Source organism: Anaerocolumna xylanovorans DSM 12503, assembly GCF_900143645.1.
Lineage (GTDB): Bacteria > Bacillota > Clostridia > Lachnospirales > Lachnospiraceae > Anaerocolumna > Anaerocolumna xylanovorans.
In genome coordinates this window covers 38515-58604 of the sequence record NZ_FRFD01000015.1, presented here as the reverse complement: position 1 = coordinate 58604, position 20090 = coordinate 38515, and the positions used below count along the sequence as shown (strand labels likewise).

General features: G+C 38.1%; 17 protein-coding genes. 13 read left to right on the top strand and 4 right to left on the bottom strand.

Features of this window, described 5'->3' with window-relative positions; translation table 11 throughout:
- Positions 1–81 precede the first annotated feature (81 nt).
- A complete protein-coding gene (locus BUF11_RS21550) occupies positions 82–504 on the top strand; it encodes an HIT family protein (RefSeq protein WP_330393923.1) in 423 nt (140 codons plus the stop codon).
- Between the two features lie 83 nt (positions 505–587).
- Here BUF11_RS21550 and BUF11_RS21545 read toward each other — a convergent pair whose 3' ends face one another.
- Both BUF11_RS21545 and BUF11_RS21540 read right to left on the bottom strand, forming a co-directional pair.
- Positions 588–1652, bottom strand: a complete 1065-nt coding sequence (locus BUF11_RS21545) for an undecaprenyldiphospho-muramoylpentapeptide beta-N-acetylglucosaminyltransferase (RefSeq protein WP_073590952.1) — start codon at positions 1650–1652, stop codon at positions 588–590.
- A gap of 2 nt (positions 1653–1654) precedes the next feature.
- A complete protein-coding gene (locus BUF11_RS21540; protein WP_073590951.1) occupies positions 1655–1894 on the bottom strand; it encodes a TIGR03905 family TSCPD domain-containing protein in 240 nt (79 codons plus the stop codon).
- 231 nt (positions 1895–2125) lie between these two features.
- On the opposite strand from BUF11_RS21540, the gene BUF11_RS21535 reads away from it, so the two are divergent.
- The 3 genes from BUF11_RS21535 to BUF11_RS21525 all read left to right on the top strand — a co-directional run bounded on the left by BUF11_RS21535 (position 2126) and on the right by BUF11_RS21525 (position 6001).
- The gene (locus tag BUF11_RS21535; RefSeq protein WP_073590950.1) at positions 2126–2824 is read left to right on the top strand and encodes a 5'-methylthioadenosine/adenosylhomocysteine nucleosidase; all 699 of its coding nucleotides are present in this window, start codon (positions 2126–2128) and stop codon (positions 2822–2824) included.
- Between the two features lie 214 nt (positions 2825–3038).
- Complete coding sequence (locus BUF11_RS21530) at positions 3039–4466, top strand: hypothetical protein (protein ID WP_073590949.1); 1428 nt, start codon at positions 3039–3041, stop codon at positions 4464–4466.
- A 185-nt stretch (positions 4467–4651) separates the two neighbouring features.
- Positions 4652–6001, top strand: coding sequence for a glucose-6-phosphate isomerase (locus BUF11_RS21525; RefSeq protein ID WP_073590948.1), 1350 nt, complete (start codon positions 4652–4654; stop codon positions 5999–6001).
- A 172-nt stretch (positions 6002–6173) separates the two neighbouring features.
- Here BUF11_RS21525 and BUF11_RS21520 read toward each other — a convergent pair whose 3' ends face one another.
- Positions 6174–6968 (bottom strand): M15 family metallopeptidase, encoded by a 795-nt coding sequence (locus tag BUF11_RS21520; RefSeq protein ID WP_084558811.1) that lies wholly within the window; start codon positions 6966–6968, stop codon positions 6174–6176.
- A 20-nt stretch (positions 6969–6988) separates the two neighbouring features.
- Positions 6989–7258 (bottom strand): hypothetical protein, encoded by a 270-nt coding sequence (locus BUF11_RS21515; RefSeq protein ID WP_073590947.1) that lies wholly within the window; start codon positions 7256–7258, stop codon positions 6989–6991.
- A 343-nt stretch (positions 7259–7601) separates the two neighbouring features.
- On the opposite strand from BUF11_RS21515, the gene BUF11_RS21510 reads away from it, so the two are divergent.
- The 9 genes from BUF11_RS21510 (at position 7602) to BUF11_RS21470 (ending at position 20077) form a co-directional block, all read left to right on the top strand.
- Entirely contained in the window at positions 7602–7805 is a 204-nt protein-coding gene (locus BUF11_RS21510) for a hypothetical protein (protein ID WP_073590946.1), read from the top strand.
- Between the two features lie 152 nt (positions 7806–7957).
- Entirely contained in the window at positions 7958–8491 is a 534-nt protein-coding gene (locus BUF11_RS21505) for a transcription repressor NadR (RefSeq protein WP_073590945.1), read from the top strand.
- A gap of 138 nt (positions 8492–8629) precedes the next feature.
- A complete protein-coding gene (dnaX, locus tag BUF11_RS21500; RefSeq protein ID WP_073590944.1) occupies positions 8630–10192 on the top strand; it encodes a DNA polymerase III subunit gamma/tau in 1563 nt (520 codons plus the stop codon).
- A 19-nt stretch (positions 10193–10211) separates the two neighbouring features.
- Positions 10212–10565 carry a YbaB/EbfC family nucleoid-associated protein gene (locus BUF11_RS21495; RefSeq protein ID WP_073590943.1) on the top strand — a complete coding sequence of 118 codons (354 nt, stop codon included), beginning with the start codon at positions 10212–10214 and terminating at the stop codon, positions 10563–10565.
- A gap of 491 nt (positions 10566–11056) precedes the next feature.
- On the top strand, positions 11057–11653 hold the full coding sequence (gene recR / locus BUF11_RS21490; protein WP_073590942.1) for a recombination mediator RecR: 597 nt from the start codon (positions 11057–11059) through the stop codon (positions 11651–11653).
- 53 nt (positions 11654–11706) lie between these two features.
- Entirely contained in the window at positions 11707–12942 is a 1236-nt protein-coding gene (locus BUF11_RS21485; RefSeq protein WP_073590941.1) for a DUF5050 domain-containing protein, read from the top strand.
- A 256-nt stretch (positions 12943–13198) separates the two neighbouring features.
- The gene (locus BUF11_RS21480; RefSeq protein ID WP_073590940.1) at positions 13199–14647 is read left to right on the top strand and encodes a CAP domain-containing protein; all 1449 of its coding nucleotides are present in this window, start codon (positions 13199–13201) and stop codon (positions 14645–14647) included.
- Positions 14648–15314: 667 nt separating this feature from the next.
- The gene (locus tag BUF11_RS21475) at positions 15315–15554 is read left to right on the top strand and encodes an acyl carrier protein (protein ID WP_073590939.1); all 240 of its coding nucleotides are present in this window, start codon (positions 15315–15317) and stop codon (positions 15552–15554) included.
- Positions 15555–15697: 143 nt separating this feature from the next.
- Entirely contained in the window at positions 15698–20077 is a 4380-nt protein-coding gene (locus tag BUF11_RS21470) for a non-ribosomal peptide synthetase (protein WP_073590938.1), read from the top strand.
- The last annotated feature ends 13 nt before the right edge of the window (positions 20078–20090 follow it).

Below are 20090 nucleotides of genomic sequence, written 5' to 3'. Positions count from 1 at the left end.
CATAGAAATTCCCTGTAAAATCAATGATTACACGCATTTTGAGCCTACAACTGTAGGAAGAAAGGAAAAGGAGAGAGAATTATGATTAATAATTGTGTATTTTGTAGTATTATTGGACACGAAATTCCTTCAGCCACAATATATGAGGATGAAAAAGTGATAGCCATACTGGATATTGCGCCCTCTGCAAAAGGGCATACGGTACTGATACCTAAAAATCACAGCAGGGATATCTTTGAATTGCCGGAGGAAGAAGCAGCCCATATTTTTACGGTTGCAAAGAAGATTGCGGGAGCTCTTAAGGAAGAGCTTAACTGTGATGGAATCAATATTCTTCAGAATAATGGTAAGACAGCAGGACAGACTGTATTTCATTTTCATGTCCACGTCATTCCCAGATATGAAGATGATACGGTAAAGCTTACCTGGACCCCCGGAGAGTACAGAGAAGGCGAGATGCAAAAATTAGCAGAAACGCTGACAAAAAAGGTAAGTGAACTTTAAAGTGATAAGCAGATATATGTGAAGAAGGGGCTGCTGTATTTTGGATTGATACAACAGCCCCTTGATTTTATGACAATACTTTCTTACTTTGTAAATTCTTTAATTAATTTCACGATAGTATCAATGGAATCGTTGAGCTTACTTTGGCTCATGGATTTGATATAATCGTTCCGTTTCGTATACACTTCTTCTATACCCTTTAACAAGGCATCCGTAGTAAGCTCTTCTTCTTTTATTACATAGCTGAAACCTTGCTTTTTAAAAGATTCGGCATTTAGTATCTGATCACCTCTGCTGGAAGCGGCGGAAAGGGGAATCAGTACATGAGGTTTTCTAAGTGCAAGCAGTTCACAGATAGCATTGGCACCGGCTCTGGAGATTACAACATCAGCAGCAGATAGTAAATCACTTAATTCCTTCCTGATATACTCAAATTGAATGTATCCTTTTGTCCCGTTTAAGGCGGCATCTGTTTTGTCTTTACCGCACAGGTGGATAACCTGGTATTTTTTTAACAGCTCCGGTAAGGCCTGCCGTACGGCTTCATTCACAGCTGCGGATCCGGTACTTCCCCCGACTACTAAAAGAACAGGTTTTTCACTGGTGAATCCGCAGAAATCAAGGCCTAACAGCTTATTGCCTGCAAAGAGCTCCTGGCGGATGGGTGTCCCGGTAAGAATTGCTTTTCCCTCGGGAAGATATTTGACTGTTTCCGGAAAGTTTGCACATACCTTACTGGCAGAAGAAATACTAAGTTTATTGGCTAATCCCGGTGTAATATCAGACTCATGTATAATGACCGGAATCTTTCTTTTCTTAGCGGCAAATACAACAGGAACGGAAACAAAGCCGCCTTTTGAAAATACCACATCGGGCTTTAACTGTTTCATTAGCTTTAAGGCTTCAAAGTAACCCTTTGCTACCTTAAAGGGATCACTGAAATTCTTTGGATCAAAATAGCGTCTTAACTTTCCGGAGGAAATTCCATAATAGGGAATCTTAAGTTCCTCAATCAGAGAACGCTCAATTCCCCGATGGGACCCGATATAATGAACCTCGTAACCTGCTTCTTTTAGTGCCGGCATAAGAGCAATATTTGGTGTAACATGTCCTGCCGTACCGCCTCCGGTTAAGACAATGCGCTTCATTTCTACTTCCTCCATTCTTTTAATGCCTTTGACAGCTGATCGGGACATGAGGTGGCCTTACGTCCGCATTTTGTTCCTTCCAGCTTTTCAATTACATCCTCTACCTTCATCCCTGCGATCAGTTTAGACAGGCCGGATGCATTTCCTGAACATCCTCCGTGAAATATTACTTTTTTGATAATATCCTCTTCCACTTCGATATCTATTTCACTGCAACATACGCCTTTAGGTTTATATATCATATGTATACCAATCCTTTCAATAAAATAACTTTTCCTACTTATTATAGCATCTTTTTAAGTCAGTGCAAGTAACAATTCCTGCACATTTGCTTTGGAAAAAACTTTACAGCTTGCAGGAGAGTGTATTGTCCTATATAATAATTTTAATTAGAGCTATTTTGGAAGATTTTATAACAGAAGACTATGATAGAAAGGATGCCCTAAGGATTAGCTAAGGGATTGGTACATGGAATGAAAAAGACAGGCATTATCGGAGCAATGGAAGAAGAGGTAAACCAGTTAAAGGAGAAGATGGAGGGAGTCAGCAGAAAGGAAAAGGCAGGAATGGAATTTCTGGAAGGTACTCTTGAAGGAAGACCCTGCGTGGTGGTGCGTTCGGGTATCGGAAAGGTTAATGCTGCAGTTTGTACGCAGATTCTGATTGATGATTACGGCGTGGACGTAGTAATTAATACCGGTGTTGCCGGTTCCCTAAAGGCAGAGATAAATATTGGAGATATGGTAATTTCAGAGGATGCCCTCCAGCATGATGTAGATGCGACAGGCTTTGGCTATGATTACGGCGTGATACCCAGAATGAAGACCTCTGTGTTTAAGACAGAGGATACCCTTACAGCTCTGGCAGTAAAAGTATGCAAAGAAGTGAATCCTGATATCGGAGTTTTCCCGGGAAGAATAGTAAGCGGAGATCAGTTTATCAGTGATCGGGAAAAGAAAATATGGATTAAAGAGCATTTTCATGGACTGTGTACAGAGATGGAGGGAGGTGCTATTGCCCAGACAGCACATCTGAATAAAATTCCTTTCCTGATTATCCGTGCTATTTCCGATAAGGCCGATGATAGTGCCCATATGGATTATGGGGCTTTTGAAGCAAAGGCCATAGAGCATACGGTAAAGCTTGTGAAGACTTTACTGAAAGCCCTATAGAAAAAGGCTTGTCCAGTTTTGATATACAAAGGATGACAGGAACTGCCTTATTAAAATAAAATCCAAGGGAATTCCATAAATTTTTTCGGGAAACTTTATGCTTTTTACCAAAGAGAGGCTTTCCTTGTCAATGAAAACCTGCCTTCCCCGCCTTTTCAAAGCAATTATTATCCAGTATAATAAATGTTAATAAATGGAAAGGCGGGGAAATTTTGTGATTCGAACTTTATTTGATAATCATGTTTTTATTTACATATTGCTGGCGCTGACAGGCTGCGGTATTCTAATGAAGCTTGTGGTGCAGGTGCTATATGCCAGGCTGCTAAGGGCTTCGGAATCCATGAGTACCTCAAAAAATAAACTGGCCAAAAATATGAAGAAAAAATTTGAAGCATACTATAAACTCAAGCTGGGTGTGAATAATGTGGATATCTTTGTGGATAAACACTTTTTTTACTATAAATTCTGTGGAATTTTTTTGTCCACATGGGAGACCCTATGTGGACAAGTCCTGGTCTTGTCCCTCTTGGTAGGTGCAATAAGTACTATTTTGGGGCTTATTTATGAATGTGGAAAAGAGCAGATATTAGGCACATTTACTGTGGGTATTCTGTCTTGCGGATTGTTGATATTTTTTGAGGGGATTGTAAATCCTGCCGGAAAAAAGGAAATGATACGGCTTAATATGAAAGATTATCTGGAGAATGTACTAAAGGTCAGACTGGTACAGGAAGAAAGTCAACCGGAATTAATGGAACAATACAAAAAAGCATATCAGCCTTCCGCCTATCTGGCAGTATCAAAGGAATTTAAGGAGACGGAGATAAGTAAGCCGTTTCATAAGAAAAAGAAGAATAAGAGCAGAGAAGCCAAACGTCTTGAAAAGATGAGCCAGAAGGCAAGGAAAAAGGATGAAGCACTAAAAAAGAAGGAAAATAAAAAGCTGTTAAAATTGCAGAAAAGGACAGATGCCCAGAAACAAAGAGATGCTCTAAAGGAAGCAAAGCAGACGGAAAAGAAAGAAAGAGAGTTGAATGCCAGAAGACAAAAGGAGGCCAAGAAGCAGGAGGCAGCCAGGCTTAAGGCAGAGGCATTAGAAAATGAGCAGCGTAAAAAAGAAGAAAAGCAGCAGCAGAAAGAGATAAAGAAGGTATTAAATCTGGAGAAGAAGCAGAAGGGGCATGGTTCCAGGACAACCGCACAGGAGAAGAAGGAGAATCTATTAAAAGAAATACAGGGCAGAAGGGGCGTAGAAGTAAAAACAGAGAATAATTCCAGTAAGGAAGAAGTAAAGGAATCTGCGGATAAGACAGCAGAGCCAAAGAAGATAAAAGAGGCAAAAGCAGCGGAATTAGAGGGAGTAAAGGAAGTAAATGTGCAGGAAGAAAAAGACAAAGTAATTAAGACCCTTGGAACAAATATCACAGAGGTTAAGCCTGCCGGGGTCAGAACAGCAAAGGTAAGGGATATCAAAGCAAGGCAGGTTACGGCAACGCCGGACATCACTTATCGGGATGACAGGACCGCCGCCGCTCTTGAGGACGGAAGAAGCTATAGAGCCAAAGAATATGAAATCATAAAGCCAACCTCGGAAGAGGAAGAAAAGATTATAGAGGATATTTTAAAAGATTTATTTGCATAAAGTAAAAGGCACTGTTATATTTTAAGCGTTTATTGATATTCGCCTGAAATAATAACAGTGCCTTTTTGCTGATTTCTCATTATTCTATGGAAAATGCATATTGAATAACACTCTTTACTCTGATAAAATAAGAGCGAGCGAAAAGGTAAATATTATCCTTAACATTACAAAAAGGAGTGAAAAAAATGAGTGGAAAAGTAACATTTAACTATTCAGCAGCAAAGAGCTTTATCGCTGATACGGAGATAGAAATGATTGCAAAGGCCGTAGAAGGTGCAAAAGAGACCTTGTTAAATAAAACCGGCGCCGGCAATGACTTCTTAGGTTGGATTGACCTTCCGGTAAATTATGATAAAGAGGAATTTGCAAGAATCAACGAAGCGGCAAAGAAAATCCAGAGTGATTCTGAAGTTTTACTGGTAATTGGCATAGGCGGTTCTTACCTTGGTGCGCGTGCAGCCATTGAGTTTTTAAGACACAGCTTTTATAATTCGGTATCCAAAGAAATCAGAAAAACTCCGGAAATCTATTATGTGGGAAATAATATCAGCAGTACTTATATCAGCAATCTGATTGAAGTAATCGGAAACAGGAATTTTTCCATCAATATTATCAGCAAATCCGGGACAACCACAGAACCTGCTATCGCATTCCGAGTATTTAAAAAGCTTCTGATAGAGAAGTACGGAAAAGCAGAAGCAGCAAAGCGTATCTATGCCACTACCGATAAGGCAAGAGGCGCCTTAAAGAACCTTGCAACTGAGGAAGGCTATGAAAGCTTTGTGGTTCCCGATGATATCGGAGGACGTTTTTCTGTATTAACAGCAGTAGGCCTCTTACCCATTGCCGCAAGCGGTGCCGATATTGCAAAGCTTATGGAAGGTGCGGCAGCCATGAGAGAAAGATGCTTAAACCAGCCCTTTGCCTCCAATGATGCGATGCTTTATGCGGCTATCCGTAATATCCTTCTTAGAAAAGGCAAGAGCGTCGAAATCCTTGCCAATTATGAACCCTTCCTGCACTATGTATCAGAATGGTGGAAGCAGCTCTTTGGAGAAAGCGAAGGAAAGGACCAGAAGGGTATCTTCCCTGCAGCAGTGGATTTGACCACGGACCTTCATTCCATGGGCCAGTTCATCCAGGACGGACAGAGAACGATGTTTGAAACAATCATCAATCTGGAGAAGCCTTCCCATGAGATTTTCTTAGAGGAAGAAGAGGTAGACTTAGACGGACTGAACTATCTGGCAGGAAAAAGCGTTGATTTTATTAATAAGAGCGCAATGAAGGGTACCCTTTTAGCTCATACGGATGGAAATGTTCCTAACTTAATTGTGAACCTTCCTGAACAGAGCGAGGAATCCCTAGGAGAGCTGTTCTATTTCTTTGAATTTGCCTGCGGAATCAGCGGATATCTCTTAGGAGTAAATCCTTTTGACCAACCGGGTGTTGAAAGCTATAAGAAGAACATGTTTGCCTTGCTTGGTAAGCCTGGCTTTGAGAAGCAAAGGGAAGAACTCTTAAAGAGACTGTAAGCTTGAGAGACAAAAACGCATTTAAGAATCTATAACAATATATTACAGTTAAAATAATAAGGTATGGCATGCTGTTTAACTGAACTGACCCCCTTGAGTTAGAACTAAAATCCAACTTATGGGGGTCAGTTCACATGCCATACCTTATTTAGTTTGTAAGAGTTATTGACCGTTACTTAACACTTTTCTGGAAATGCTGATAATCCTTAAGAGAGGACCAGGAGCCGCCCCAGGTAAAGCCTCTTTTTATAAAGGACTGATAGCAGACATCCTTTTTTCGGATATAATAAGCATTTTGAAGGCTTCTGTTGGCATATTTTTTTCCCTCTGCCGGAGAAACCACTGCCTTACCGTTTATTTTCTCGACGCAGGGGTTATAGAGGGGATTGACATCAATTGCCAGACCCATTGCATGCTTTGACAAGGTATCGGAACCTGCGATGGTACGGTAATTAAAGGCGGAGGTATTGTTATCTTTCATAGAAGCCTCATCATCCGCATTATATTCATCAATTAATACCATCTTACCGATTGGATACTTGGCTTTATAAAGATCTTTAAAGATGGAGGAAACATCCTTTGCGATTTTCTTATTTACAATTAATTCGCCTATATGTGTTTTCTTATCAAATCCATAATACAGGACTCTGATATACCGTAAGTCGGAAAGGGTGATCTTATCATTTTCCTTATAAGATTTACCTGTGATTCTTTTTTTAATTACGGTATTTATTTTCGTTCCATAGAAGCAGGCATTCAAGCCGCCTTCTACTTTGGAAGGAGTGATAACAGTGCCGGCTGTTAAGGCATCCAGAGACTTTCTGTTTAACAGTACAGAAGCATCTGTACCGCTTTTTGCATAGGTCTTTATGCCAAGAATAAGAAACAGGGCAAGAAATAAAATAATAAAAATATAAGATGTCCATCCTCTGATGGGCTTAAGCTTAAAAGGTGTTTCAGAAAGCATAATAACTCCTCTCTTTGCTGTTAATCTTCCTCTATTACATGAATCTCAAGATAATCAAAGTCAATCGGTTCAATGAAATTGTCCTGATAAAATCTGGCCTTATCATGCTTTTTAAAATCAGCTATTGTAGAATCCAGCCATATCGGTTTGGATAAATCAAAATGATGGCATATTTCATCCACCGCAGTGAAAACCTTTCTGGTACGGTTTAGGCTGAGATCTTCATTTATGATGACCATATCAGATATCATCCGGTTTTCTTTAAATATTTTTGCCCATAAACGAAACATAGAAACCCCTTTCGTGAATATCGGATAAAAGTTATGATATTCCTGAATATGTAGTGTGAAAAATAGAATACATTTTTCACTTTTGATTTAGGCAGTTCCGCAAGTAATCTTGCGAAATGCATGGGTGTTAGTGTGAATTATTGAAAAGCATAATTCACACACAAGTTTATGCCTGCGAAATCCTTGGCACAAACTTGAGGTGTACTGAGGAAGGCATGGCTGTTAGTGTGAAAATATAGATTAGTTTCAAGTATACCATGTCTGTCTGATTTTTGAAATCCTTTATTTTTTGGCACATAAAACCAAAGAAAAAGGAAAACCTATAATAAAAAGGAGAATTATTATGAGTGAATTTGACAAGAAAGAGGAATCGGGGATGCCTTCTAAAAGGGAAGAATTTCCGGTTATTAATCCCTCCTTCATACCGGAGCCCGGTTATGACAATATAGATAATATCCCAAAAGGAGAGGAATATCCTTCTTATCAGGATCCAATTCCAATTGATAAACCGACTGAAATCGGCGGAAACAGCATAAAGGAATTCTAAGTGACGGCTAATGGGGCTGCTCTAAAATAACTTTGCAGCAGCCCTGCCCGCTGGGTTTCGCACTGTGTTTGCCGTTGCTTTTATCCTTTTCTTATAATACAATATAGAAAGAGGCAAAGAGGGTTATTATTATAAAAAAGAGAGGTGTTTATATGGAGGGGCAGGATAGAAGAAATAAGCTTACCAGGATACTGGAAGAAGCAAAGGAACCGGTATCCGGCACAGAGCTGTCCAAAAAGCTGGGAGTCAGCCGCCAGGTTATTGTGCAGGACATTGCACTTTTAAGGGCAGTTAATAAGAACATCATATCTACAACGAAGGGATATCTTATCTACAAGCAGGATAAACAGAAGGTAAACCGGTGCTTTATTACAAGGCATACCGCAGAGGAGATAGAGGATGAGCTTAATACCATAGTGGATAACGGGGGTAAGGTATTAGATGTTATCGTTATGCATGACCTATATGGTGAGATATCCGTTGACCTGATCATCAAAAACCGCAAGGATGTTGCAGACTTTATAGAGAAGGTAAAAACAAGGAAGACCGTACCCTTGATGGACTTGACCAACGGAACCCATTTACATACAGTTGAGGCCGATTCAGAGGAAGTGCTGGATCAAATTGAGCGGGTCCTAAGAGAGAAGAATTATCTTGTGAACAGCACATCTTTCGGGAAAGAATAAGAATACTTTGACAACTATTCTAAGCATTGGTAAAATAGATAAGAAGTAAGGTAAGAGCAAATTGGTAGCAGTACCACATCTGCAAGCAGATGCGGCATGCCATAGGAGCTAGAAACCTATAAAAGAGGAAGTGTAAGCATGTCATATACAGCGCTGTACAGAAAATTCCGTCCCACAGATTTTCATGATGTAAAGGGTCAGGATCACATCGTTACAACTCTGAAAAATCAGATAAAATCAGGCCGGATAGGGCATGCCTATTTATTTTGCGGAACCAGAGGAACCGGTAAGACAACCATTGCAAAGATTCTTGGCAAGGCTGTAAACTGTGAACACCCCATAGACGGTAATCCCTGCAACGAATGCGAAACCTGTCGTTCTATTCAAAGCGGTGCATCTATGAACGTAATTGAAATAGACGCGGCTTCCAATAACGGGGTGGACAATATCAGGGAGATTGTGGAGGAAGTAAGGTATTCACCCACAGAAGGGCGTTTTAAGGTCTATATCATAGATGAGGTCCATATGCTTTCCACAGGAGCATTCAATGCACTTTTAAAAACCCTGGAAGAGCCGCCATCCTATGTCATCTTTATACTGGCTACTACGGAAGCCCATAAGATTCCAATTACCATTCTGTCAAGATGCCAGAGATATGATTTTAAAAGAATAACCATTGACACCATTTCAGACAGGCTAAAAGAGCTTATCAAAGCAGAAGGGGTGGAGGCAGAGGAGAAAGCCATCCGTTACATTGCAAGAATGGGAGACGGTTCCTTAAGAGATGCCCTAAGCCTGTTAGACCAGTGCATTGCTTTTTATTACGGGCAGCAGCTGACTTATGATAAGGTACTAGAGGTACTTGGAGCAGTTGATATTGAAGTTTTTGCAAGGCTTTTAAAGGCAATCTCGCAAAATGATGTAGGAGAGTGTATGGGTATACTGGAGGAGCTTATCATAAGCGGAAGAGAGCTTACCCAATTCACAGTGGATTTTACCTGGTATTTAAGAAATCTTCTTTTGGTAAAGACTTCAGAGAATGCAAGTGAAGCCGTAGAAGTATCCACAGAAAATCTCGCCCTGTTAGAAGAGCAGGCCAAGGAGTGGAGTACAGATACCCTGATACGCTTTATTCGGATATTTTCCGACTTATCCAATCAGATACGTTATGCTTCCCAGAAGAGAGTTATGGTAGAGGTGGCATTGATTAAATTATGCAGACCTCAGATGGAAAAGAGCTATGAGGATATCTTGGAGCGGATAAGGCAGCTGGAGGCAAAGCTTGAAAATGGCGTTACCGTAACGGTAAGTGAGAAAGCAGCCATCAAAGGAGAACCGGTAAAAAGGGAAGAAAAACCCATAGAGCTGCCCAAAGCAGTCCCCGAAGACTTAAAACTGGCAGCAAAGAACTGGAGTAATATAGTAGCCGCAACCACCGGTATCACAAAGGTTTCACTGGGAAATGCAAGACCGAGTATAGGCAATAACAATACGCTTCTTTTAGTAGTGACTGATGAATGGGACCTTGAGGCCCTTACGAAAGAAGCACATATGCAGGAGTTGAAAAGTGCCATAGCGAGATTTGTTCCCAAGGAAGTAGAGGTTACGGTCAAGCTGATAACTGCTGATAAAGATACGGCAGAAGAAACCTTTGACTTACGAAGGATTATAAAAAATATTGATATAGAATATGAAGATTAAAGATAAGGAGAATGATAGTATGGCAAAACGCGGAGGATTCCCGGGAGGAGCAATGCCCGGCAATATGAATAATCTGATGAAACAGGCTCAGAGAATGCAAAAGCAGATGGAGGAAAAGACCAAGGAGATAGAGGAAAAAGAATGGGAAGCATCTGCCGGCGGCGGAGCGGTAACTGTAAAGGTATCCGGGAAAAAGGAAATCACTGGTGTAACTTTATCCAAAGAAGTAGTAGATCCCGATGATGTTGAGATGCTTCAGGATCTTATTATGGCAGCAGCCAACGAAGCTCTTCGCAAGATGGAAGAGGAATCCCAGTCCGTAATGGGACAGATTACAGGGGGATTAGGAGGACTTGGAGGTCTTCCTTTCTAAGGGGTAAATAGTAAATAGCCTGCAAACATAGAAATGTGGTAAAGTCAGACTTCCTGTCCGGAAGATAAATGGAACTATAAAATAGTATTATAAAAGAAAAGACGGCTGTTACAGGAAGGATTGACTTGCAGTGCAGATGTATTGCCTGCCAGGCCTCCCTAAGACAGCCTTTTCCTTTGTATAAATCCAGCAGTATATATACTGCTGGATTTATACTGCTGGATATATACTGCGACTAAAGTTATTCTTGAAAACAGAAAAATAATCAAGTATGATGGTAATAGCATGCAGATTAAGTGTGAAAAATAGAAAGCATTTTTCACTTTCTATTTGGGCAGTTTCGCAAGTGAACTTGCGAAATGCACGGGTGTTAGTGTGAAATAAAAAACATTTCACACCCTGATTTGAGGCAGTAAATCATCTGCAAGCAGACGATTTATGCCATGGGAGCTATTGCAAAAGAACAAGAGAAATCTTAAGAAAGAGGATATATGAATTATTACAGCAGTCAAATCAGCAAATTAATTGAGGAATTATCCAGGCTGCCGGGAATCGGAGCAAAAACAGCTCAAAGGCTTGCTTTTTACATTATAAATATGCCCCAGGAGCAGGTAAACAACCTGTCCCAGGCCATAACCTCTGCTAAGGCCAATGTAAGGTATTGCAAGGAATGTTATACCCTGACAGACAGTGAGCACTGTCCCATATGTGCCAGTGAGAAAAGGGATCACCACACTATTATGGTAGTTGAAAACCCAAGAGACTTAGCAGCCTATGAGAAGACCGGAAGATATGATGGAGTATACCATGTCCTTCACGGGGCAATTTCTCCTATGCTTGGCATCGGTCCGGATGAAATTAAGCTCAAAGAGCTGATTGTAAGACTGGAAGGAGACATCAAAGAGGTCATTATTGCCACCAATTCCAGTCTGGAAGGGGAAACTACCGCTATGTACATCAGTAAGCTGATTAAGCCTACCGGCATTAAGGTAAGCCGTATAGCCAGTGGTGTACCGGTTGGGGGAGACTTGGAATATATAGACGAGGTGACTTTGTTAAGAGCATTAGAGGGCAGAGTGGAATTGTAGGAAAACACGGGATCTGTTAATAATATAAACTATTTGAAAATAAGGAGAATGCAATGGACACAATAACAAAAAGAATACTCAGCTTTATTTTAGTCTTTTTCATAACTATCTTTCTGCTGCCTCAGAATATCCTTATTACCAGTGCAGCCACTAACGCAACGGTTTACGAATATTCTTCCATGTTGGAAGACAGAGGAAATATCTATTATATTCAGACGGTAGAAGGCGATAAGAATTCATATGACATCTACCGGCTGGAGGTTGCCACGGGTAAGAAAACCAAAATTTTATCGTCAAAGAATGATATTTTAGGTATGATGCTTCATAATGATACTCTGTATTATACCAGCTATGAACGGGAAAAAGAAGCCTATCAGACTTATTCGGTTTCCATTGATGCCAAAGACAAAAAAACTATTTGCAACGGCTACCTCATATGTCTTGACGACAGCAGTATTTACTATACCGTTATTAAGGGTGAAAAAAGTAAGCTATATAAAAGAGATTATGACAGCAAGAAAGCCACTTTGATTTATACCGGTAACATGACCTTCAGCTTTGTGAAAAACTTGGATAACACATTGTATTTTACTCAATTTAATGAAGCCTCTTCGAAACTAACATTATACAAACTGATGCCGAAGCAGACAAAGCTGGCTGTTTTGACCACAGACAAGATTGCGTTGGATGGAACGGAGCGGACATCTCTGACGGTGTCCGATCTTGTTAAAATAAACGGAGATATTTATTATCAATATGGTACACATGAGGGTTCCGGCAGCTATTGGTACGGAACATTGAAAAAATTAGATTCCGGTACCAATAAGAAATCTATTATCGCAAAGCAGTTATATGAGGAACAGATATATCATAATGATAGCAGTATCTTCTATAACGGAACCGATAGCAGCGAGAAACGTTATCGATACAATACAAAGACCAGTAAAACCTCTTCTTATATATACAAAACCACTGGTACAGAATCCTTCAATATTCTGGGAGATAAAACCTATTGTGCAAAAGCGGACGGTAAAGAATTGATTACGGTATCCCGCTTTACATCTGGAACCAACAAGAATAATTTGGTCAAGTCGTTTATAAGTCTTTCTTACAAACAAAAAGAGAAATTTAACTATAGTGCATGTGTAAAAAAATATGGTGATTATCTGCTGATTCCTGTGACATGTATGGATTATAGTGATACCAGCTATGGATGGAGAGGCAGATGTGTTAGTGTCACCTGGTATGTTGCTGATTCTGACGGTAAGATACTTGCACAGTTTCAGTAAATGGTTCGTGGGTTAAAAGTTTAAATGATTGTACTGTAATGTGAAGTCACTATAATACATTTAAGGTCTGATATCCTACTATATCCAGGGTGACCCGTACTTTTAAAAGGCGAACAGAATTATCCTCGGAAGGCATAGTAGAGAATACGAAGAAGTAAGAGCTCTTTCCGGGAAGGATATTTGAAGAAAATAAAAGGAAGAAAAACTTTGCCGGAGAATAAGAGGGGTTACCTTATGACAAAAGGGGGAAATACGAATGATAAAAAGCATTTATAAGAAAGTTGTTATAGCACTCATATTGACTTTAACAGTATTGAATTTTAATACCCTGCAAATGAACGCAGCCAGCAGAACAAAGACGGTTACAACCCAGGCAGAACTGGCATCTGCCTTACAGAATGAACAGGTCGGAGAGATAATTATCCAACCAGGTAAGGATACCACATTCAAAATAGGAAAAAAGGATTATAATAAGAATCTGGTAGTATATCAGGACAAGACCACATTAGTAAACAACGGGAAATTTAATAGCTGTAATATCATTGTAAAAACAACCGCACAAGCAACGAAAGCCATAGAAAACATTAAAAAATATCACAGATCGGGAAAAATTGCCTTAGTTATATATAATCCACAGAAGGGTATCGTATTGCCAAAGGGTGACCTTCAGTCAATTGCTTCTTTAGAAATAGACAATTGCATGCCCAGCATTAAAAACTATGCAAATTGGAAAAATATATGGATTAAAAATATGTATGAGGGTGAATTTACCCAATATGGAAATACGGATACGATAACTGTTACCGGAAACCTTCAGGGGATGACAATAGTAGTCGGTGCAAGGGTAAAAAAAATAAACTACGATCAGAAAGAAGGATCTCATGGCAATACTAGTTGGAATGATATTAAAATAGACGGCAGTCTTGACAGCATCATCATATCGAAAAAACTTGACATGATGATAAGCGGGCGTAACAGCAGTAATATCAGAAAGAATTTGATTAATAGATCCGATGAAGATATCACGGTTTATTTTGATGGTGAAGAAGGTTATTATCTTCTTAATGAGAAAAGTATCCTTCAGAAGTATACAAAGGAAGGATTTAAAGTTATATACGAAGATGAGAATTACTATTATGACTTCATAGATGATACAATTGAAGGCTTGGATGTAAATACACCGGAAAAGATGGTTAAAAGTGAAGATGTTAACAGCCCGGTTGCCGGCAATGAAGATAAGACATATAAATATAAAGAGTATACCGTATCTACTGGTGTGGGAAAAATGGCCACGGTATTCGGATACTTTGACGAAGCCGCTTCCTATGATGCATTTTTGAAGGTTAACGAATTAAGAGCTTCCCTTGGTTTGAATAAATTAGAATGGAATAAAAAACTGTTCTCCATAGCAGAAACAAGAGCGACAGATTTAGTTCGAAAATATAGTCACACCAGGCCAAATGGAGATTCGTGTTTTAATTTATTGGCAGAAAACGGGATGCAGTACAGCCATCTAGGAGAAAACCTTGCAGCAGGATATACCAGTGTGGACGCAGTAATGGAGGCATGGAAGAATTCTCCCGAGCACTACGAGAATATGATACATGCTGATTACAAGTCCATGATCGTAGGCTGTATCATTGCAAAGGATGAGACAGATAAAACGGGTTATAAGTATTACTGGGTTCAAATGTTTGTGGGCTAAGACTATGATATTAAAAGATAAGGATATGCTTGAAAATAAATTTAGCTATTCAGGGAAATGCAGAAGGAATCAGATTCAGATGGAGTCTGGTTCCTGTTTTTTGTACCGCACTGCATATAATAATATAATGAATATAATAGAAAAGCCGAGGTGAGTATGAAAAAACAAAAAATTCAACAAACTATGGACTCAATATATGGTAAAAATAACCATGGAAAATAATGAATAAATATGTATATAATATATAATTATAGAAGTGTAAATATTTTGAAATTCCATCTGGACAGCAGTTTTAGACATGGGCAATAGAACAAAAAACTTCACTAACAATTTTAGGAGGGAATTTTGCCGAAATACTAATGAAAAGATAGAAGAACAAATGATTGAGAATCTGAAATTACAGGTGATATTAAAGATAATTCATCAATCTTTTAAATAATTACTGTTAAGAGGCCCTATTGACATTGGTGTTCGACAGAAACTCTTCTGTCATATTTTTTCATTTCTAATAGTTTTTGATAGCATATCAAAAGTTTTCGGTGTATTCCTCCGCTATAAATCACAGAACTCACAATATTTTTTCAGTTACCATTAAGCGTTTTACAAATTTATTATTTGGGCAGTATCGCAAGTAAACTTGCGATATGCAGAGGGGATAGGTTGAAAAATGAATAAAAATGAAGTGTTAAAAATTATTGCAGATTTGTGTGCAGAGCGCAATATGGATGAAATTCCGGAAGCAGATGAATTGGACAAGTATGGTTTTGATTCGATTAGTTTTATAACGTTGATTGTAAATTTAGAAAAAAGATTCAATATAAAAATTGATGATGATTATTTGGACTATCAAAAGTTCAGAACAGTAGATGATATATGCAAATTAATTGACAGATGCGGTAATGCTTAGAGCTGTCTTTTTGGTAATCACAGAGAAGGGAAGGAAGAATATACCAGATAATATCCACAAAAGGAGTTAAGTCAAGGAATAAAAGTTACATCTGCTATTGAACCAATATCCAATCAATTTTGCTGTTCAGGAAAGAGGTCCAAATGATAAAGAACAAATTAACATACGCACAGCGTAATATTATTGAATTGCATGAGAGTTTTCCAAACACATCAATTTGTAACATATGTTTTGAAGTTGAACGTAGTCATGAGATATCTGATATACAAGAAGCAATTAATATATATCTTGCCCAAAATTCCATGTTCAGAAGCCGGATAATAAAAGAGGATAACGAATATTATCAAATAATAGAGGAAGAGCACTCTTATACTCAATGCAATATAAACACGATAGAGCAAAGTGAATTCAATGAATTTTTAAGCAGGCCATTTGATATTTATAATAGTGAATTATGGCGCTGCGCATTAATAACAAGAGAAGGAAAAGATTATATTCTGGCGTGTATACATCATATCATATGTGATGCCATGTCTTCCTATCTTATCTATAAGGACATTGTTTCAATACTTGATAGCGGCTTTATTGAAGAAAAAAAGGACTTTTATTCTTTTGTAAAGGGAGAAGAGAAATATTTGGCTTCTAAAAAGTATCTGGGCGATAAGGCGTTTTGGGAAAGTATTTATAAAGTAAAGCCGGATATTGTTAAAATATCACAAAACAAGGTCAGAGTATTAGATGCTCTGGGGAAAAGAAAATGCTTTGCAATGGATCAAGATGTGAAAGAAGCCATTGAAAGTGTGACAAGTAAGTGTTCCTGCAGTATATATGACGTATTCTTAGCAGCTCTGGGCTTTTATTTAGGTTATATCAATAATTATTGCACCGGTGTTAATATTGGTACTACAGCATTGAACAGATCTAAAGAATATATGAAAACGGCAGGTTTGTTTATTAATGTAATCCCTATTAATCTTGATATAAATTATAATTATTCAATTTCTGAATATATAGATTACATTAATAAAATCAAAAAAATGTATTTTTGGCATCAAAAATACCCATATCGAAAATTATTAAGCCACGTAAACCAGGAATATAATGAAACGAAACTTTTTCATGTTCTGCTTTCTTATCAGCCAGATAAAATAATAGGGATTGATAAACATATTAATTTCCAATGGTTTTTTAACAACTTCACAGAATCAGATTTGAATATACATATATTAGACAGGACAGATGAAATAGGCATATTTTATGATTACAAAATAAGTGCGTTTTCCGAACAGGAGATTGACAGGCTGAATAATAATCTTTGTAAAATCATTTGCGAGCTAAACAAGTCACCTGATACGCTGCTGAAAGAAATTGAAGTAATTGGTCAATATGATAAGGAAACAATATTAAATAAATTTAATCATAAAATAGAAAAAAATGCTTTTGTAAGTCTCCAGGACATAATAGAAAGACACTGCCTGGAAGAGAAGGACAAGAGTGCTGTTGTTTTCAAGGATATTGTTATAAGTTATGAAGAATTATGGTATAGGTCGGGATTAATTGCAGATAGCTTGTCAGAAGTGGGTATAAAAAATGGAGATGTAGTGGGCATCATGACCGGCCGGAATGAAAAGTATATTATTTCTCTTTTAGGGATTTTAAGAAGCGGGGCAGCTTATTTGTCACTGGATAGTGCTCATCCTCAAAACCGAAGGCAGTTTATTATTGAAGACAGCAACATGAAATGTATTATTGCGGAAGATAAGGCTATGGTTGAAGTAGATATACCCCAGCTGAATATGGATACATTATTAAAATCAGATAAGGGCAGAGTTGAAATTAAAATTAAGCAAACCAGAGATTCTTTGGCATATATTTTATATACCTCCGGTTCGACAGGCAAGCCTAAAGGAGTTAAAATCAAGCACTCCAGTATCATAAACTTAATTAATGGACTATACCAGGAGGTTTACTGTAATTTGACGGAATCTGTGAATGTAGGTTTAACAGCTTCTGTTTTATTTGATGCATCTGTTCAGCAAATTTATGCGGCTTTATTGTTAGGGCATACACTGCATATTATACCGGATGAAATAAAGAAAAATGGACGCAGCTATCTTCAGTATATAAGAGAAAAGAAATTTAATGTTTTAGATATGACGCCGTCCCATTTAAGAATACTTATCGATGGCAATATTGATAATATCAGGGAAATTGGGCCGGAGTACTTACTTGTAGGCGGAGAAGCACTAAGGAGTAATCTGGTAAAGGAATTCCTGCAGACATATAATGTGAATTCGCCGGTGATATTTAATGTATATGGACCTACGGAATGTTGTGTGGATTCAACAATATACCGTATTGATGATATAAATCAGATTACGAATAAGGTTGTGCCCATTGGAAAACCCTTACCGAATACCAGAATTTACATATTGGATAAAGAAAAGAAATTACTTCCTGTCGGATTGCCCGGTGAAATTTATATATCGGGAGACGGAGTGGCTGAAGGCTATGTAAATATGGAAAATGAAAATAAAAAAAGATTCCTTGAGGATTCATTCTATACCGGGTATAAAATGTACCGTACAGGAGATTTGGGAAGATTTGGTGAAAACGGAATTGTTGAATATATAGGAAGAATAGATGATCAGGTCAAGATAAGAGGATTTCGCGTAGAACTGGGAGAAATCGAAAGTAACATCAGCAATCAGAAGGGCGTTGATACCGCGGTAGTGGCAGTTAATGGCGAAGAAGAAAATAAACAGCTTGTAAGCTTTGTTGTTTTAGAAGAAGGGTATCAGATAGATGGTCTTCTGGAAAATTTAAAGAAGGAATTACCCTATTATATGATACCGGAGAGGTTTATTGCCATTGATGATATTCCGATAACCGCAAATGGTAAAGTGGATAAGAAAAAGTTGCTTACACTGTGTGAACCTGTATTGACGGCAGCACAAATAAGCTCCCAAGATGAAATGGAAATAAAGCTGCTCAAAATTTGGCAGGAGGTTTTAAAACGAGATGATGTCGGAGTTACAGACAACTTTTTTGATGTTGGAGGACATTCACTAAATATGACCTCCTTATTAACTATGGTTGAAAAAGAATTTCATTGTGAAATACCCTGGGGGGTATTTTACCAGAAAGCAGATGTGCGCAGTATAGCGGGGTATATAAAATCTGTCACACGTAGTACATATACTTCTATCGGAAAATCCATACAAAAAGAGTATTATACTTTATCATCTGCGCAAAAGAGAATGTATTTAACACAGCAAATGGATCGGATGGGTATAACAAATAATTGTCCTATTATTATTGAGATGAGAGGAAAGGTCGATTACAGAAAATTAAAGGAGGCATTGCAGGCGGTAGTTAACCGTCATGAGGCGTTACGTACCGTATTTGTTATGCATCAGGGTGAAGTGGTACAAAAGATTCTTGATGATGTCATCCTTCCCTTTGACATCTGTACGGAGTTTGAGTCGATTGAAAGTTTAATTCAAAATTTTATCCATCCATTCGATTTAGAAAAGGGGCCGCTCATTAGAGCACAGCTGGCATATGTATTGCAAGACCACTGTTATTTCTTAATTGATATCCATCATATTGTTACGGATGGTGAATCATTTAAGCTAATTATGCAGGAAATTACAGAATTATACAATGGCAGGGAGCTGCCGGAAGTCAAATATCAATATAGGGACTTTTCAGAGTGGCAAAACAATATGGATAGTGAAGGGAAAATGAAAAAACAGGAAGCCTACTGGATAGATACGTTTAAAAATGGGATACCAAAGTTGGAAATCCCTCTGGATTATAAGCATCCTGCTTTTATGACATTTGAAGGAAAAACGATTAACAAAGAACTGACGAAAGAACAGGTAGAAAAGCTTGCCTTGATAGCAAAAGAACAGGACTTGACCTTGTTTACGCTCTTGCTATCTGCATATGGAATTTTACTTTATTCAATTACAGATAATGCAGAGTTTGTAATCGGTATACCAGTCGCTGCAAGAACTCACTTTGACCTGCAAAATATAGTTGGATATTTTGTTAATATGCTGCCGGTAAAAATAGATATACAAGAAAGCAATGTGAGTGATTTATTCAGCAGGATAAAACAAAGAACCCTTGAAGCATATGACAACCAGGACTATCTGTTTGAAAAACTAATAGAAAAAATGGATAACCAAGCTGGCACTGCAAATAGCATCTTTCAAACCTGTTTCACGTATACTATGGGCCTTGATATAATTGACATGGAGGGAATAGAAACCAGAGTCATTTATCCGGAGTATCCGGTTTCTAAATTTAATTTCTTAATTAACGTGATTCATGAAAAAAATAAAATAATAATAGCATTTTCATATTCCACCCAGCTGTTCAAGCAGGAAACTGCAAATATAATAATAGACAAGTATATGGATATCATTGAAAAAATAATTGAAAACCATAATGTTAGATTGACGGAATTGCTCAACAATGAGACAGGCATTACAGATGAAATGTTTGAGTTTTAAAAAGTACAGGGTT

Bases quoted from the DNA above. Each gene is read 5' to 3' on its own strand.
- BUF11_RS21510 (WP_073590946.1), top strand. From the start codon at position 7,602: ATGAGTGAATTTGACAAGAAAGAGGAATCGGGGATGCCTTCTAAAAGG.
- BUF11_RS21470 (WP_073590938.1), top strand. From the start codon at position 15,698: ATGATAAAGAACAAATTAACATACGCACAGCGTAATATTATTGAATTG.
- BUF11_RS21525 (WP_073590948.1), top strand. From the start codon at position 4,652: ATGAGTGGAAAAGTAACATTTAACTATTCAGCAGCAAAGAGCTTTATC.
- dnaX (WP_073590944.1), top strand. From the start codon at position 8,630: ATGTCATATACAGCGCTGTACAGAAAATTCCGTCCCACAGATTTTCAT.
- recR (WP_073590942.1), top strand. From the start codon at position 11,057: ATGAATTATTACAGCAGTCAAATCAGCAAATTAATTGAGGAATTATCC.
- BUF11_RS21520 (WP_084558811.1), bottom strand. From the start codon at position 6,968: ATGCTTTCTGAAACACCTTTTAAGCTTAAGCCCATCAGAGGATGGACA.
- BUF11_RS21480 (WP_073590940.1), top strand. From the start codon at position 13,199: ATGATAAAAAGCATTTATAAGAAAGTTGTTATAGCACTCATATTGACT.
- BUF11_RS21535 (WP_073590950.1), top strand. From the start codon at position 2,126: ATGAAAAAGACAGGCATTATCGGAGCAATGGAAGAAGAGGTAAACCAG.
- BUF11_RS21485 (WP_073590941.1), top strand. From the start codon at position 11,707: ATGGACACAATAACAAAAAGAATACTCAGCTTTATTTTAGTCTTTTTC.
- BUF11_RS21495 (WP_073590943.1), top strand. From the start codon at position 10,212: ATGGCAAAACGCGGAGGATTCCCGGGAGGAGCAATGCCCGGCAATATG.
- BUF11_RS21505 (WP_073590945.1), top strand. From the start codon at position 7,958: ATGGAGGGGCAGGATAGAAGAAATAAGCTTACCAGGATACTGGAAGAA.
- BUF11_RS21515 (WP_073590947.1), bottom strand. From the start codon at position 7,258: ATGTTTCGTTTATGGGCAAAAATATTTAAAGAAAACCGGATGATATCT.
- BUF11_RS21475 (WP_073590939.1), top strand. From the start codon at position 15,315: ATGAATAAAAATGAAGTGTTAAAAATTATTGCAGATTTGTGTGCAGAG.
- BUF11_RS21545 (WP_073590952.1), bottom strand. From the start codon at position 1,652: ATGAAGCGCATTGTCTTAACCGGAGGCGGTACGGCAGGACATGTTACA.
- BUF11_RS21550 (WP_330393923.1), top strand. From the start codon at position 82: ATGATTAATAATTGTGTATTTTGTAGTATTATTGGACACGAAATTCCT.
- BUF11_RS21540 (WP_073590951.1), bottom strand. From the start codon at position 1,894: ATGATATATAAACCTAAAGGCGTATGTTGCAGTGAAATAGATATCGAA.